The sequence below is a fragment of the Sphingomonas phyllosphaerae genome (genome assembly GCF_036946485.1).
GTDB lineage: Bacteria > Pseudomonadota > Alphaproteobacteria > Sphingomonadales > Sphingomonadaceae > Sphingomonas > Sphingomonas phyllosphaerae_E.
Genome location: NZ_JAQIJA010000002.1, coordinates 1 through 14665, shown reverse-complemented (window position 1 = coordinate 14665; position 14665 = coordinate 1). Strand labels below are relative to the sequence as shown.

General features: G+C 68.4%; 14 protein-coding genes. 11 read left to right on the top strand and 3 right to left on the bottom strand.

The window, feature by feature from the left end; translation table 11 throughout:
- Window positions 1-3: 3 nt before the first annotated feature.
- The 3 genes from PGN16_RS05475 (at window position 4) to PGN16_RS05465 (ending at window position 2412) form a co-directional block, all read left to right on the top strand.
- Complete coding sequence (locus tag PGN16_RS05475) at window positions 4-672, top strand: EI24 domain-containing protein (protein WP_335308409.1); 669 nt, start codon at window positions 4-6, stop codon at window positions 670-672.
- Window positions 669-1043: a hypothetical protein gene (locus PGN16_RS05470; RefSeq protein WP_335308408.1), complete on the top strand. Its 375-nt coding sequence runs from the start codon at window positions 669-671 to the stop codon at window positions 1041-1043. The genes PGN16_RS05475 and PGN16_RS05470 overlap by 4 nt, the downstream gene beginning before the upstream one ends.
- Before the next feature lie 67 nt (window positions 1044-1110).
- Window positions 1111-2412, top strand: a complete 1302-nt coding sequence (locus PGN16_RS05465) for a cation:proton antiporter (protein ID WP_335308407.1) — start codon at window positions 1111-1113, stop codon at window positions 2410-2412.
- A gap of 31 nt (window positions 2413-2443) precedes the next feature.
- On the opposite strand, the gene PGN16_RS05460 is transcribed toward PGN16_RS05465, so the two are convergent.
- Genes PGN16_RS05460 through PGN16_RS05450 form a run of 3 tightly spaced genes read right to left on the bottom strand, consistent with a single transcriptional unit; the run spans window position 2444 to window position 4615 of the window.
- Window positions 2444-2737, bottom strand: a complete 294-nt coding sequence (locus PGN16_RS05460; RefSeq protein WP_335308406.1) for a hypothetical protein — start codon at window positions 2735-2737, stop codon at window positions 2444-2446.
- Window positions 2730-4265 (bottom strand): PepSY-associated TM helix domain-containing protein, encoded by a 1536-nt coding sequence (locus PGN16_RS05455; protein WP_335308405.1) that lies wholly within the window; start codon window positions 4263-4265, stop codon window positions 2730-2732. The genes PGN16_RS05460 and PGN16_RS05455 overlap by 8 nt, the downstream gene beginning before the upstream one ends.
- Window positions 4266-4285: 20 nt before the next feature.
- A complete protein-coding gene (locus tag PGN16_RS05450; RefSeq protein WP_335308404.1) occupies window positions 4286-4615 on the bottom strand; it encodes a hypothetical protein in 330 nt (109 codons plus the stop codon).
- Window positions 4616-4970: 355 nt separating this feature from the next.
- Between PGN16_RS05450 and PGN16_RS05445 the strand changes: the two genes are divergently transcribed.
- The 8 genes from PGN16_RS05445 to PGN16_RS05410 form a co-directional block, all read left to right on the top strand.
- The gene (locus PGN16_RS05445) at window positions 4971-6698 is read left to right on the top strand and encodes a type I secretion system permease/ATPase (protein WP_335308403.1); all 1728 of its coding nucleotides are present in this window, start codon (window positions 4971-4973) and stop codon (window positions 6696-6698) included.
- 3 nt (window positions 6699-6701) lie between these two features.
- Window positions 6702-8069: an HlyD family type I secretion periplasmic adaptor subunit gene (locus PGN16_RS05440; RefSeq protein ID WP_335308402.1), complete on the top strand. Its 1368-nt coding sequence runs from the start codon at window positions 6702-6704 to the stop codon at window positions 8067-8069.
- Between the two features lie 268 nt (window positions 8070-8337).
- Complete coding sequence (locus PGN16_RS05435; protein ID WP_335308401.1) at window positions 8338-10122, top strand: ATP-binding cassette domain-containing protein; 1785 nt, start codon at window positions 8338-8340, stop codon at window positions 10120-10122.
- A 217-nt stretch (window positions 10123-10339) separates the two neighbouring features.
- The gene (locus PGN16_RS05430) at window positions 10340-11260 is read left to right on the top strand and encodes an ABC transporter ATP-binding protein (protein WP_335308400.1); all 921 of its coding nucleotides are present in this window, start codon (window positions 10340-10342) and stop codon (window positions 11258-11260) included.
- On the top strand, window positions 11257-12486 hold the full coding sequence (locus PGN16_RS05425; RefSeq protein WP_335308399.1) for an ABC transporter permease: 1230 nt from the start codon (window positions 11257-11259) through the stop codon (window positions 12484-12486). The genes PGN16_RS05430 and PGN16_RS05425 overlap by 4 nt, the downstream gene beginning before the upstream one ends.
- Window positions 12487-12655: 169 nt before the next feature.
- Window positions 12656-13849 carry a TonB-dependent receptor gene (locus tag PGN16_RS05420; RefSeq protein ID WP_335308398.1) on the top strand — a complete coding sequence of 398 codons (1194 nt, stop codon included), beginning with the start codon at window positions 12656-12658 and terminating at the stop codon, window positions 13847-13849.
- Window positions 13850-13941: 92 nt separating this feature from the next.
- Entirely contained in the window at window positions 13942-14265 is a 324-nt protein-coding gene (locus PGN16_RS05415) for a hypothetical protein (protein ID WP_335308397.1), read from the top strand.
- A partial coding sequence (locus PGN16_RS05410; RefSeq protein WP_335308396.1) for a hypothetical protein occupies window positions 14252-14665 on the top strand: 414 nt, incomplete at its 3' end. The genes PGN16_RS05415 and PGN16_RS05410, both read left to right, overlap by 14 nt.

The following is a 14665-nucleotide window of genomic DNA, read 5'->3' as shown; positions in this document are numbered from 1 at the left end:
GCCATGGCACGCGCGTTCCTGCTTTCGCTGCACCAGCTTGGCGATCCCGCGATCCTGCGCGTGCTGGCACAGTCGCTGGCGATCACGCTGGGGATCTTCGTCCTACTCGGCGGCGCGGCCTGGTGGCTGATCGACGCCGCCCTCGCCGGGGTGACGTGGCACGGCACGCTGGCCGGGGTCGCGGCCACGGTCCTGACCGTGCTTGGTGGGTGGCTGCTGTTCCGCGCGGTGGCGATGCTGGTCGTCGGCTTGTTCGCCGACACGATCGTCGCCGCGGTCGAGCGGCGGCATTACCCGGCGGCCCTTGCGAGCGCGCGACCGGTGTCGGTCGCGCGCGGGGTGCGGATGGGCGTGGCATCGGCGGCGCGCTTCGTCGCGGCCAACCTGCTCGCCGCCCCGGTCTATGTCGCGCTGCTCGTCACCGGGATCGGCACCGCCGCGGCCTTCTTCGTCGTCAACGGCTGGTTGCTTGGACGCGACCTGGGCGAGATGGTGGCGGCCCGCCATCTGCCCGCTGCGGCGATGCGAGACTGGCGTGCGGCCACCGCCGACCGCCGGTTCGCGCTGGGGCTTGCCGCGACCGGGCTGTTCGTGGTTCCGCTCGTCAACATCCTCGCGCCGGTGCTGGGCGCGGCGATGGCGACGCATCTCTTCCACGGAGCCCGCCGATGAAGTCCCTCGCCCCGGCCGTTATGCTCCTCCTTCCGCTCCTCGCCGGATGCGCCACCACCACCGCCCCGCGCCCGGCGGTATCGCGCGCGATCCCGGTGGCGCTGCCGACGCTCGGGCTGGAGGCGGTGATGGGGCAGGACGCCGCCCATCTCACCCGAACGTTCGGGACGCCCGATGCCGATGTGCGCGAAGGCAGCGCGCGCAAGCTGCAATTCTCCAGCGCGATCTGCATCCTCGATGCATATCTCTACCCGTCTGCCGATCGCGCCGAGCCGCGCGTCACCTGGCTCGATGCGCGACAGCGCGACGGCAGCAGCATCGACCGCGCGAGTTGCGTCGCGGCGCTGACCCGCCGCACGGGCGGCCGGTAGCGCCAACATCGCCGTTGAGCGCGCGGCGCCCCGCCGTTAACCTGCCGAAAACGGGTGGGGATTCGTGATGGCACCGGCGCAGCTCAGCGTCCTTTTCTTCATGCAGTTGTTCGCGATCGTGGCGGTTTCGCGCGCGGTCGGCTGGTTGGCGAAACGCTATCTGGGACAGCCGCAGGTCGTCGGCGAGATGATCGCCGGCGTGCTGCTCGGGCCGTCGCTGCTCGGGCTGCTCGCCCCCGAATGGCAGGCGATGCTCTTCCCTAAGGACACGCGCGGCCTGCTCTACGCCGTCGCGCAACTCGGCGTCGGGCTCTACATGTTCATCGTGGGGCTCGGCTTCCGCGCCGACCATTTCCGCAGCAACGCGCGCAGCGCCACCGCCGTCTCCTTGTCGGGGATGATCGCGCCGTTCCTGCTCGCCGTCGCGATCGCACCGTGGCTGCGCACGATCCCCGGCCTGTTCGGGCCGGGCGTGACCGCCACACAGGCGGTGCTGTTCACCGGCGCCTGTATCGCGATCACCGCCTTTCCGATGCTGGCGCGGATCATCCACGAGCGCGGACTGTCGAACACGCCATTGGGCACGCTGTCCCTGTCATCGGGCGCGATCGACGACGCCGGCGCCTGGACGGTGCTGGCGGTGGTGCTCGCCACCTTCGGCGATGGGCCGGGCGTCGCGGTGAAAGCGATCGGTGGCGCGGCGGTCTTCGCCTTGCTGGTGCTCGGCATCGGTCCCCGGCTCCTGCGCCCGCTCGGCCGTCGTGCCGAACGCACTGGCGCGATCGGCCAGACCGAAACCGGGATCGCGCTGATGCTCTTCCTGCTCGCTGCCTTCGCGATGGATGCGGTGGGGATGCACGCGGTATTCGGCGGCTTCCTGCTGGGCGTGGCGATGCCACGCGGCGCCTTTGCCGAAGGACTGAAGCGGCAGCTGGAGCCGATGACGGTCCTGCTGCTGCTCCCGTGTTTCTTCACCTTTTCCGGGCTCAACACGCAACTGGCGCTGGTCGCCGACCCCGCACTGCTCGGCGTGACGTTGGTCGTGCTCGCCGCCTCCGTGCTGGCCAAGGGCGGCGCGTGCTGGGCCGCGGCGCGGCTGACCGGTCAGGACAATGCCACCGCGCTGGGCGTCGGCGCGCTGATGAACGCGCGCGGGCTGATGGAACTCATCATCATCAACATCGGGCTGGCGCGCGGCATCATCGGGCCGGCGCTGTTCTCGATGCTCGTCCTGATGGCGATCGCGACGACGCTGATGGCCTCACCGTTGTTCGAAGCGGTCTATGGGCGCAAGGCGCGGGCGGCCGGCGAACTGGGCGCGCTCGAAGAGGGCGAGCCCGCCTCGCTTCGTTCGGGCGCCACCTCCTGACCGGACGTCCCGCGCGCGGCGTCGCTTTCGCTCAGGAGCGGCGCAACGCCCGGCGCACCGGATAGAAGACCGCGCCGGGCTTTACAGACAGCGCCAGCACCACGGCGACCGCCGCGATCGACGCACAGGTCAGCAGCCGTACCCAGCGCTCGCCGTCCATCGGCGTGCCGACGCGGATCAGCGCCAGCGCGATCACCGCCGCCGCGGCACCGCGCAACGCGCGCACCGCCCGCTCGCCCGACACGCCGGCTTCGCGCCGGAACTTGTACGACGACGCCGCCAGCAGCACGAATGCCAGCGCGCAGAGCAACACACCCTCACACATGCACCACCTCCCTGCTCCGCCGCGCCACGCGCACCGTCCGTGGACGGCTCGCGCGCCATGCCGCGACGCCCAGCAGCGCCGCGATCGCCAGCATCGCTAGATCGAAACCCATGAACAGACCGTCACCAGCGCGCCACGACGCCGCCAATCCGCGCGACGTGGTCAGCGCATTGGCAACCGGAATTGCCACATAGACGGCCGCGCCGGCCGCGAAGAGCATCCCCCACGCCTGCTTCGCCGGGCGCAGCAACTGGAGCAGCGCGACACCACCCCACACGTAGAACATCGTCGCCACTTCCGCGTCGGCACGTCCTGCCATGCCGGCCGGGATCAGGCGATTGGCCAGCAGATACGACCCCATCGCCAATGGCAGCCCGGCGATGGTCGCGATGTTCAGCCGCTCCACCAGGCGCAACCCGAAGAACGGCGCTGCACCGGGCTTGCGCCGCGCGGCGGTCCACAGCAGCAGCCCGGTGCCGACCATCGCCGCCCCGGTCAGCCCCAGCAGGAACAGCACCCAGCGCAGCGCCGGCGCCGCAAAATGCGCGAGGTGCAGGCCCAGCATCACCCCGACCGTCGACACCGCCGGGCCAGCCCCACTCGGCGGCTGAAGCAACGCGCCGGTGGTCCCCGAATAGACGACGGTTCCCGCGCGCGCGTTCAGGCTCGACATCGGCGCGCCGGTGATCGCGACGATCGCGGCGGCGTCGCCGGGATGCTGCACCATCACGCGCGAGACGGGCGTGCGCAGCCGCGCCTCCGCATCACGCACCAGCGGCGCGATCGGCACCAGCGGCACCCGGCGACCGGTCGCCGTCACGTCGCCGGGCAGGCCATAGGCCGCGCGGCCGAAGTCCAGCGGATGCTTGTAGTTGATCGCGATCGGATACGGCAGGTACATCAGCACCAGCGTCATCAGCCCGGTATAGGTGATGACCGCATGAAAGGGCAGCGCCAGCACCGCCGAGACGTTGTGTGCGTCCAGCCAGCTCCGCTGTCCCTTGTTCCAACGCAGCGTGAAGAAATCGGCGAAGATCCGCTTGTGCGTCACCACGCCTGAGATGATCGCGCCGAGCATGAACATCGCGCAGATCCCCGCCAGCCACCGGCCCCAGGGGAATGGAAGCTGAAGCTGGAAGTGGAAGCGATAGAAATGCTCGCCGCCGCGCGTGTCGCGCGCGTGGATCGGCGCGCCGGTTGCGGGATCGAGCACCTGCTCCGCCGGCCGCTGGCGTACCTTGGCGGCTTTGTCCTTCTCGGCCGGAGGTTTCGGCGTGGCGAAAACGCGGGTGACGACGTCGCGGTCGTCGGGGAGCTGGATGAACCATTGCTGGTCCCTGATGCCGCCTTGCGACAGATGCGCGATCGCGGTCTGGGCGGCAATGGCGCCCGACGTGCGGTTCATCGGCAGTTCGGGCTGCATCCAGCGCGTGATCTCCGGCCGGAAATAGCTGGCGGTGCCGGTCAGGAACATTGCGAACAGGATCCAGCCGGCGAGCAGGCCGAGCCAGCCGTGGATCCACGCCATCGATTGCCGCAGCGATCGTGTCATGGCCGCACGCCCAGCCACCACAGCGCCAGCCCGGCGGCGATCGTCCCGCCCCAGATCCAGCCGGCGACGCGACTCAGCTTCGGCTCATGGAAGCTCCATAGCCCGACGACGGCGTAGAAGAGGAATCCGGGGATCATCCCCCAGACCGTGGCCTCGACCCGCGCGATCGGCAGCAGCCGGGCGACGAGCGTGGCAACGACCGCCGTCAGTGCGTAGCCGCCGAGCAAGGCAGTGAGGCAACGCACCGCCATCGCCACCGCGGCCCGCCGGACACGGCGCGCTCGCGGTGCCGGCGTCATCGGCGCACCCACCCGCTGCATCAGCATTCGCCACCTTCCCCTGCCGTCGAACGAGCGCCGCCATATCAGCGATTGCGACTGACTAGCAATAGTGTTCGGCAAAGTGGTGTGGGCGACAGGGGCGATTCGCTGGGGAAAGTTCGATCCGGGTTAGTCGTCGATCGGCAGGCTTGGCCTCGCCCACGCCGCGCGTCGCACAGGCACTAGCGATTTCTTTAACCATTCCTGCGATGTACGCCGTGGGAAGGGGAAACGACGACCACGCGTGCGGGGCGAGCCGGAGTATGGGCCCGCTCCGCACGTACCCGGTCGCTTTGACGAAACGGTGATGCTAGGCGTTGGTTCCATGATGATTGCCACGAATCCGGGTACCGAAGGCCCGATGCGGGCAGCGCTTTCGCTGTGCCGCCGCCACATCATGGCGGCGTTCGGGTTCAGCGCGCTGGTCAACATCCTCTACATCGCGCCGACGCTCTACATGCTGCAGGTCTATGACCGGGTGGTGCCGACGCATGGTCGGTTGACCCTGTGGTTCCTGACCGCGGTGCTGCTGTTCGCCCTCGTCACGCTGTCGATGCTCGACCGCGTCCGCACGCGGTTGCTGGTGCGCGCCGGGGTCCGGCTCGACGCCACGCTCGCGCCCGTCCTGCTCGACGCCACGCTCGGCCGTCCCGATCAGCCGGTCGCGCGGCAGGCGCTGCGCGAGTTCGACAACGTCCGCCAGACGATCAGCGGGCCGGGCGTGCTCGCGCTGTTCGATGCGCCCTGGACGCCGATCTACATCGCGGTCTGCTTCCTCGTCCATCCGGTGCTGGGGATCGTCGCGCTGGTCGGCGGCACGATCCTGCCCGTGATCGCGTGGCGCAACGAAAAGGGCACCCGCACCGCGCTGGAGCGCGCGCAGGTCGCCGCCACCACCAGCTACGCCAGCCAGGAAGCGATGCTGGGCGGAGCGGAGGCGGTACGCGCGCTGGGGATGCGCCGCGCGATGGTCACGCGGCAATTGCGCTACCGCGAGGCGATGCTCGCGCTGCAGACCCACGCCGGCTTCACCAGCGGCAATTACATGACCGCCACCAAGTTCGTCCGGCTCGCGCTGCAAAGCCTCGCACTCGGGCTGGGCGCGTTGCTGGCGATCGACAACCAGATTTCGGGCGGCTCGATCTTCGCCGCCTCGTTCCTGATCTCGCGCGCGCTCGCACCGATCGAATTGCTGATCGGTAGCTGGAAGGGCATCGCGCAGGCGCATGGCAGCTACCTGCGGCTCGACAAGCTGCTGACCGAGACTCAGACCACCGGCGCAGTGACCCAACTTCCCGCCCCCAAGGGTACGCTGCGGCTCGAAAACGTCACGTTGTTCAACGATGCCCGCGACGGCACGATCATCAGCGACGTCTCGCTGCCGATCGCCGCTGGCGAGGTGATCGCGATCGTCGGCCCGAGCGGCGCGGGCAAGTCGACGCTCGCCCGGATCATCGCTGGCGCGATCCGCCCCGACCGCGGCCGCGTCCGTATCGATGGCGCCGACGTCACCGACTGGGACCCGGAACTGCTCGCCGAACATATCGGCTATCTCCCGCAGGACCCGTCGCTGTTCGCGGGCACGGTGAAGGAGAATATCGCGCGCTTCCGCACCGAACTGGCGCACGACCCCGCCGTGATCGACGCCGCCGCGATCAAGGCCGCCGAGCGTGCCCGCGCACGCGAGCTGATCCAGCGGCTGCCGGGCGGCTTCGATCACGAACTGAAGCCCGGCGGGCGCGGCCTGTCGGCGGGTCAGGCACAGCGCGTCGCGCTGGCGCGCGCGATGTTCGGCGATCCCGCGGTGCTGATCCTCGACGAACCGAACGCGCACCTTGATGCCGAGGGCGACAGCGCGCTGCTCGCGGCGATCGACCATTACAAGAAGGCCGGGCACACCATTCTCGTGGTCAGCCACAAGCTCGGCATCCTGCCCGTCGTCGACAAGCTGCTGGTGATGCGCGGCGGCCGGGTGGAGATGTTCGGCCCGCGCGACGAGGTGCTGCCGAAGATCGCGCCGCAACGTCCGCGCGCGGTGCCGAGCCCCGGCACGCCCCCGACGATCACCGCCCCCAGCGCGAGCGCCTGAGCCATGGCCACCCTGCCCCTTTCCCCTTCCCCGCTGTCGGCGACCGGCGACGACGCTGTCCACCTGCCCGCCGATCCGCGCAGCGACATCCGCAACGGCCTGATCGTCGCGGCGCTGTTCTTCATCGGGTTCCTCGGCTGGGCCGCGTTCGCGCGGCTGGACGCGGCGGCCTATGCCGAAGGCGTGCTCGCGGTCTCCGGCCAGCGGCAGGCGGTCCAGCACCGCGACGGCGGCGTGGTCGACAAGATCTTCGTCCGCGATGGCCAACGCGTCCAGCAGGGGCAATTGCTGATCCGCCTCGGCTCGCCGGAGGTGCTCGCCAGCGAACGCGCCCTCGCGTCGCAAACCATCCGCCTGCTCGCGCAGCGCGCGCGGCTCCAGGCCGAACAGCTCGGTCAGACCCGCATCCCCGCCCCGCGCGAGTTCGCGACGCTCAACGCCGAGGACCGCGCCGAGGCGGCGCTCGCGATGCGCCTCCAGCAGACCGAACTCAACGCCCGCACCGCCACGCTCACCGCGCAGCGCGACGCGCTCGGCCAGCGCGCGGCGCAGTCAAACGAACAGGGCCGCGGCTATGGCGAGCAGGTCGTCTCCGCGCAGGAGCAATTGAAGCTGCTCGACGCGCAGCTCGACGCGCTGCGCCCGGTCGCCGCCAAGGGCTTCGTCTCGCAGACCCGCCTGCGCGAGCTGGAGCGGATGCGCGCCGAGTTGCAGGGCCAGCGCGGGCAATATTCCGCCAGCGTCGCCCAGACCCGCGAGGCCGCGCGCGAAAGCCAGATCCAGCGGCTGGAGGCCGAACGCACCTTCACCGAACGCACCGCCGCCGATCTGCGCGACGTCGAGGTCCGGCTTGGCGAGCTGTTGCCGAAGCTGGGCGCCGCGCGCGAGCAACTGGCGCGCACCGAAATCCGCGCCCCCGCCACCGGCGCGGTGGTCGGGCTGACCGTCTTCACCCCCGGCGGCGTGATCCAGCCGGGGCAGAAGCTGATGGACATCGTCCCCGAACAGGCACCGCTGCGCATCCAGGCGCGCATTTCGCCCGACGACGCCGACGACCTGAAGGTCGGCCAGCACACCACCGTCAAGTTCCCGAGCCTCCACGAACGCGACATTCCGCCGCTGAACGGCACGATGACGCGGCTGTCGGCGGACAGCTTCACCGACGAGAAGACCGGCGTCAGCTACTTCACCGCCGAGATCACCGTGCCGCCGGAAGAGCTGCACGTCCTCGCCAGGTTCCGCGGCGAACAGTTCAAGCTGCGTCCCGGTATGCCCGCGCAGGTGCTGATCCCGCTGCGCAAACGTACCGCGCTCGATTACGCGCTGGAGCCGCTGGTCGGCGCCTTCTGGTCCTCGTTCCGCGAGCATTGATCCGCTCCGCTCGACCGACACAGGAAGTGGAAGGACGGCAACTTCACCGTCATTGCGAGCGTAGCGAAGCAATCCAGGGCCGGACCCGGACGCCCTGGATTGCTTGGCTACGCTCGCAATGACGAAGGATAGCGGAAGGTTCGGCTGACCTGTGACTATGTCGCCGTCACCCCCTCGCCACACCTCCCGTTAACCATCTTCCCTTACGACGGCCGTCAACGGCGACCCGATGCGCCGCCACATCCTCTTATCGATTCGTGAGTTGGCCATGCCCCTGTCCGCCGAACGCACCCGCTCGCCGCACGTCGTTCTCCGCGCGCTCGCGCTGCTCCGCCCGGAGCGCCTGAAGGCCGGCTCGCTGCTCGGCGCGGGCGCGCTGGTCGCGTTCCTGCAAGTCGCCGAGCCGCTGCTGTTCGGCAAGGCGGTCAATGGCCTCACCACCGGCGCCAATCCGATGCGCTACGTCGGCCTGTGGTGCGCGATCAGCATCACCGTCTTCGCCGCCGGCGTGGTCATCGCGCTGCTCGCCGATCGCATGACGCACCGGCGCCGGCTGATCGCCATGTCCACCTATGTCGAGCATCTGCTCGCCCTGCCCCCCGCCTTCCACACGCAGGCGCGCTCGGGCCGGCTGATGCGGATCATGATCTCGGGCTGCGAGGGGCTGTTCAACCTGTGGCTGCCGCTGCTGCGCGACCAGATCACCAATATCGGCATCCTCGCGCTGCTGCTGCCGATCGCGATGATGACCAACTGGCGGCTCGGGCTGGTGCTGGTCGTGCTGATGCTCGTCTATACGGCGGTCAACCTGATCGTGATGCGCCACACCGCCACCGGGCAGGCGCGCGTCGAAGATCGCTTCACCGACATTTCGGGCAATCTCGGCGACCTGTTCGGCAACGTCACCGTGCTCCAGAGCTTCCTCGCGGTGCCCGGCGAGATGGGCAACGTCCGCCGCTCGCTCCACGATCTGCTCCACGCGCAATATCCGGTGCTCAACTGGTGGGCGGTATCGGCGGTGCTGACGCGCGGCGCCTCGTCGATCGCGATCGTCTCGGTGTTCGGCTTCGGCGCGGCGCTGATCGCGCGCGGGCTGGCGACGATCGGCGATGTCGTGTCGTTCGTCGGCTTCGCGACGCTGATGATCGCGCGGCTGGAAACGGTCACCGGCTTCATCGTCAACGTCGCCCAGCGCCTCCCCGCGCTCCGCCAGTTCTTCGAGGTGCTCGACCAGCAGAGCCACATCACCGAAGCCGCCGACGCGGTGCCGCTCGCGATCGCCGACGGGCGCGTCACCTTCGAGAACGTCTCGTTCCGCTACCCGACCGGCTCGGGCGCGGTCCACGACCTGAACTTCGAGGTCGCCCCCGGCGAGACGGTCGCGATCGTCGGCCCGACCGGCTCGGGCAAGTCGACCGCGCTCGGCCTCTTCCAGCGCGCATGGGACCCCGAGAAGGGCCGCATCCTCGTCGACGGTCAGGACATCAGCGGCGTCACCCTCGCCTCGCTGCGCGCCGCGACCGGCGTGGTGTTCCAGGAGGCCGGCCTGTTCAACCGCTCGATCGCCGAGAATATCGCGATGGGCAATCCCGACGCCACCATGGAGCAGATCGAGGATGCCGCGCGCATCGCGGGTGCCTGGGACTTCATCATGCGCAAGCCGGACGGCTTCGCCACCGCCGTCGGCGATCGTGGCGCGGGGCTGTCGGGCGGCGAGCGGCAACGGATCGCGATCGCCCGCGCGCTTTTGAAGAACGCGCCGATCCTGCTGCTCGACGAAGCGACCAGCGCGCTCGACGTCGCCACCGAGGCGCGGCTTCAGGAAAGCCTCGAGCGACTGCGACAGGGCCGGACGACCTTCGTCATCGCGCATCGCCTCTCCACCGTGCGCGCGGCGGACCGGATCGTCGTGCTCGATCAGGGTCGGATCGTCGAACAGGGCGGCTTCGACGAACTCCTCGCGGCGGGTGGTGCCTTCGCGAAGCTGGCGCAGGACGGCGGCCTGACCACCCCGGCCGCCAACGACGACGCCGGCGCCCGCGCCGCCGCCTGAGCAAGGGCCATTCAACGGCTCGACCATGATGACGTGAGGTCGAATATCCCTCCCGTTATTGCGAGCGTGGCGAAGCAATCCAGGGCGTCCTGATCCGGCTCTGGATTGCTTCGCTACGCTCGCAATGACGGCCCGACGCCACAGGACGATCCGGCAATAGCGATTGGCGACGGCTCCGCGCGCCGCTACGCTCCCCGACGACAAGGGGAACGCACGCGTGGCATCGAGTGATTATGCCGTCATCGCCGACGGATTGGTGAAACGATACGGCGAGCGGCACGTGGTCGACGGAGTCGATCTCGCGGTGCCGGCGGGCATGATCTACGGCGTCCTCGGCCCCAATGGCGCGGGCAAGACGACCACGCTGCGCATGACGCTCGGCATCATCGAACCCGATGCGGGGACGCGCACGTTGCTCGGCAGCGGACATCCGCGCGACGTCGGCGACCGGGTCGGCTATCTGCCCGAGGAGCGCGGGCTCTATCCGTCGATGAAGGCGCGCGAGGCGGTCGCGTTCATGGGCGCGTTGCGTGGGCTCGACTGGCAGACCGGCCGCGCCCGCGCCGCCGAGCTGCTGGAGGCCGCCGGCCTCGGCCACGCGATCGACGAGAAGATCCGCAAGCTGTCGAAGGGGATGGCGCAGCTCGTCCAGCTGCTCGGCGCGGTCGTTCACCGCCCCGACCTTCTGGTCCTCGACGAGCCCTTCTCGGGGCTCGACCCCGTCAATCAGGAACGGCTGGAGGCGCTGATCCTCGCCGAGCGCGATCGTGGCGCGACGATCCTCTTCTCCACCCATGTCATGCAGCACGCTCAGCGGCTGTGCGACCGGCTGGCGGTGATCGCAGGCGGGAAGCGGCGTTTCGAAGGCACCGTCGACGACGCACGCGCGCTCCTTCCGCAACAGGTCCATTACGTGCCCACCCACGCCGACCCGCAACTCGCGGCGATGCTCCCGCCGTCCGCCCGCCTTGACGGAGAGGGTTGGCGTTTCGCGCTGCCCAAAGAAGGGATCGAGGGACTGCTCCGCCGGCTGATCGACGCCGGCTATGGCATCAAAGGCCTGTCGATCGAACGCCCCGGCCTGCACGATGCCTTCGTGCGGATCGTCGGGCAAGCCGCCTCGGAGTCGAACGCATGAGCCCGCTGCGTCGCCAGATCCGCCAGACGCTGACGATCGCCCGCCGCGATTTCACCGCGACGGTCTTCACGCCGATTTTCCTGCTCTTCCTGTTCGCACCGGCCATCATGGGCTCGCTGAGCGTGCTCGGCGGGCTCAGCGCCGCCTCGGTCACGCAAGGCTCGACCGACAAGGCGCGGCTGGTCGCCATGCTCCCCGCCGCATCGGCGAAGGCGCTGCGCAGCGCCGATGCGCAATTGCGTCCGCTCATGCGCGGTGACGCGGCCCCCCCGCCGCTGACGCTGCACCCTTCGGTCGAAAAGAACGCGCAACTTGTGTCCCGTGCGATGCTCGATGCGCCCGGCGGCGACGTCAACGCGGTTTTATACGGCACGCTGGCGCAACCGAGAGTGCTATTTTCGGCCGGAAACCGCAACGAAGCGCGCTATCTTGCCGTCGTGGCGCGACAGGCCGCGCTGATCGAACGTGCCGGCACCGCCCCGCCGACGGTGCGGATGGAGCCCGTCAAAACCGCCGCCCCGACACTCGGCGATCGCAACGCTGCGGCGTTCCTTACCGTGTTCGGTATCTTCTTCCTGACCCTGTTCCTCTCCGGTCAGGTGGTGGGTACGATGGCGGAGGAGCGCAACAACAAGGTCATTGAAATCCTTGCCGCTGCCGTCCCACTGGAGAGCGTTTTCCTCGGCAAGCTGCTCGGCATGTACGGCGTTGCGCTGCTGTTCGTTACATTCTGGGGTACGGTGCTCGGCCAGATCGGCGCGCTGCTCCCCGGCGACATCGGCGCCGACCTCGCCCAGCTTCATCCGGCGATCGGCCTGATGCCCTTCGCCCTGCTCTTCGCCGCCTATTTCACCACCGCCTTCCTGCTTTTAGGCTCGGTTTTTCTAGGGGTTGGCGCCCAAGCCGGCACGATGCGCGAAGTCCAGATGCTGTCGCTTCCGATCACGATCATCCAGGTCGCGATGTTCGGCCTCGCCTCCTCCGCAGTGTCGCACCCGGGCAGCGCCCTCGCGACGGCCGCCGAATTTTTCCCGCTTTCCTCGCCGTTTGCGATGGCCGGACGCGCGGCGTCGGACGCGCGATGGTGGCCGCATCTCGCGGCGCTGGCCTGGCAATTGCTGTGGGTGGCGGTGTTCATTACGGTCGGTGCGCGGCTGTTCCGCCGCGGCGTGCTGCAATCGGGCAGCGCCAAGCCGGCCTGGAAGCGGCTGTTCGCGCGCGGGTGACCTGACCGGGTCAAGGCTGCTGTCGCTTTTATGCAACGCCACGGCAAACTATTACCAAGGCGCGGCAATCGACTCGTAAGTGTCACGCAACCTTCACATACTCCGGCCATCGGCGCCCCAACGACGAAACCGTCGCGGGTCGCGCTGCGGCAAAAGGGGACATTTTCCGATGCGAAACAATCTGTTCGTAGGCGTGGCTGCGGTCGCGCTGGTCATGCCGGCCGCCGCAATGGCGCAAGAAACCACCTCGTCGATCCGCGGCACCGTGACCGCCAATGGCGCGCCGGTCGCAGGTGCGTCGGTAGAGATCGTGAACGCATCCACCGGCACTCGCTCGACGGCCACGACCGACGCGAACGGCGGCTTCAACGCGACCGGTCTGCGCGCCGGCGGCCCTTACACGGTGTCCGTCACCGCAGCCGGCTATCCTACCGCGCAGGTCACCGACATCGGCACGACCGCCGCCCAAACGTTCGACCTGCCGATCGAACTGGCAACGGAAAACGCTGGCGGCGGCGACATCGTGGTTACGGCTGCAAGCCTGCCCAACGCCCGCTCCGTGTCGCAGGGCCCGGCCACCGTCCTGAACGCGGCGCAGATCGCGCAGGTCGCGACGATCAACCGTGACATCCGCGATCTGGAGCGTCGCGATCCGTTCGCTCGCCTCGACGATTCGCCGACCGGCGGTCGCGCCATCTCGTTCGCGGGCCAGAATGCGCGCTACAATCGCTTCTCGGTCGACGGCGTGCCGATCACCGACAATTTCGGCCTGAACACCGATGGCCTTCCCAGCCGTCGTTCGCCGATTCCGCTCGATGCGATCGGCCAGTTCCAGGCGAAGATCGCCCCCTATGATGTCCGCGAAGGCAACTTCCAGGGCGGCGCGATCAACATCATCCTGAAGTCGGGCACCAATCAGTTCCATGGCACCGGCTTCTACTCGTACACCGGCGACAAGCTGGTCGGCGACCGCACCAAGCCGGGGCCCGGGATCACCACCGGTCGCGCCACCATCCCGAACTTCAAAATCGACAATTACGGCGCCGAACTGTCCGGCCCGATCATCAAGGACAAGCCTGTTCTTCATGGTTGCGGGCGAGCGTCTGCGCGGCGGTCGTCCGATCCCCGAAGGTCCGAGCGACAACAATGCGGGGATCACGATCCCCAACCTGACGCAGGCACAAGGTCGACAAAATCAGCCAGATCGCGCAGAAACGTGTACGGCTACAACACCGGGGGGCGTGCAGCGCGAACTGGGCGACAAGGACGATCGCGTCGTCGCACGCATCGACGCCAACCTGGCCGATACACAGCGGCTGTCGTTGACCTACCACCTACGCCAACGACGCCATCAACCTGCTGAACAACACGTTTTCGTCGATCACCACCGGCAGCCCGGGCCTTGGCCCTGGGCCTCGAACGCCTATATCCAGGGCAACCGTCCTGCACACCGGCGTGGCGCAGTTGAATTCGGACTGGTCGGACACCTTCTCGACCGAAGTCCGTGCCTTCTACAAGAACTACACCCGCATTCCAGGAGCCGCTGCTCGGCCGCGGCTTCGCGCAAATTCCGTGTCTGCAACCAATCCCACGAACAGCGTGGTCAGCTCGTTCAATGCCTCCGTCTCGCCGACCGGCTGCGAGCGGAGCAGCGCTTCGGAAACCGGCACTGATCCGGTGGTGTCGTTCGGGCCGGACAACTCTCGCCAGACCAACCAGCTGCGCACCGAAAACGTGGGGCGGCCTGGTCCAGACGCGCCTGACGATGAACAACCATGACCTGCGTATCTTCGGCGAGATGGCGGCGGTCAGCGTGTTCAACGCCTATCCTGCAGAACAGCTCCGGCAACTATTACTTCGACTCGATCGCCGACTTCCAGAACCGGCCGGCAGCTCGATAACCTATGCCAACGTCCATTCCTTCGTTCGATCCGAACCAGGCCGCGGCCAACTTCAAATACAACAGCTTTGCTTTCGGCATCATGGATGCGTGGCGCATCAGCGATACGCTGAACGTAACCTATGGCATGCGCTTACGACCTGTATTCGCAGCATGACAATCCCGGCGTTCAGCCCGGCCTATGCCGCCCGGTATGCGAACGGTGCCTATGTCCGCGGCGGAGTTGGTGCAGGTCGGCCACGAACCTCACCAACATCTCGGGCTTCAATCTCTTCCAGC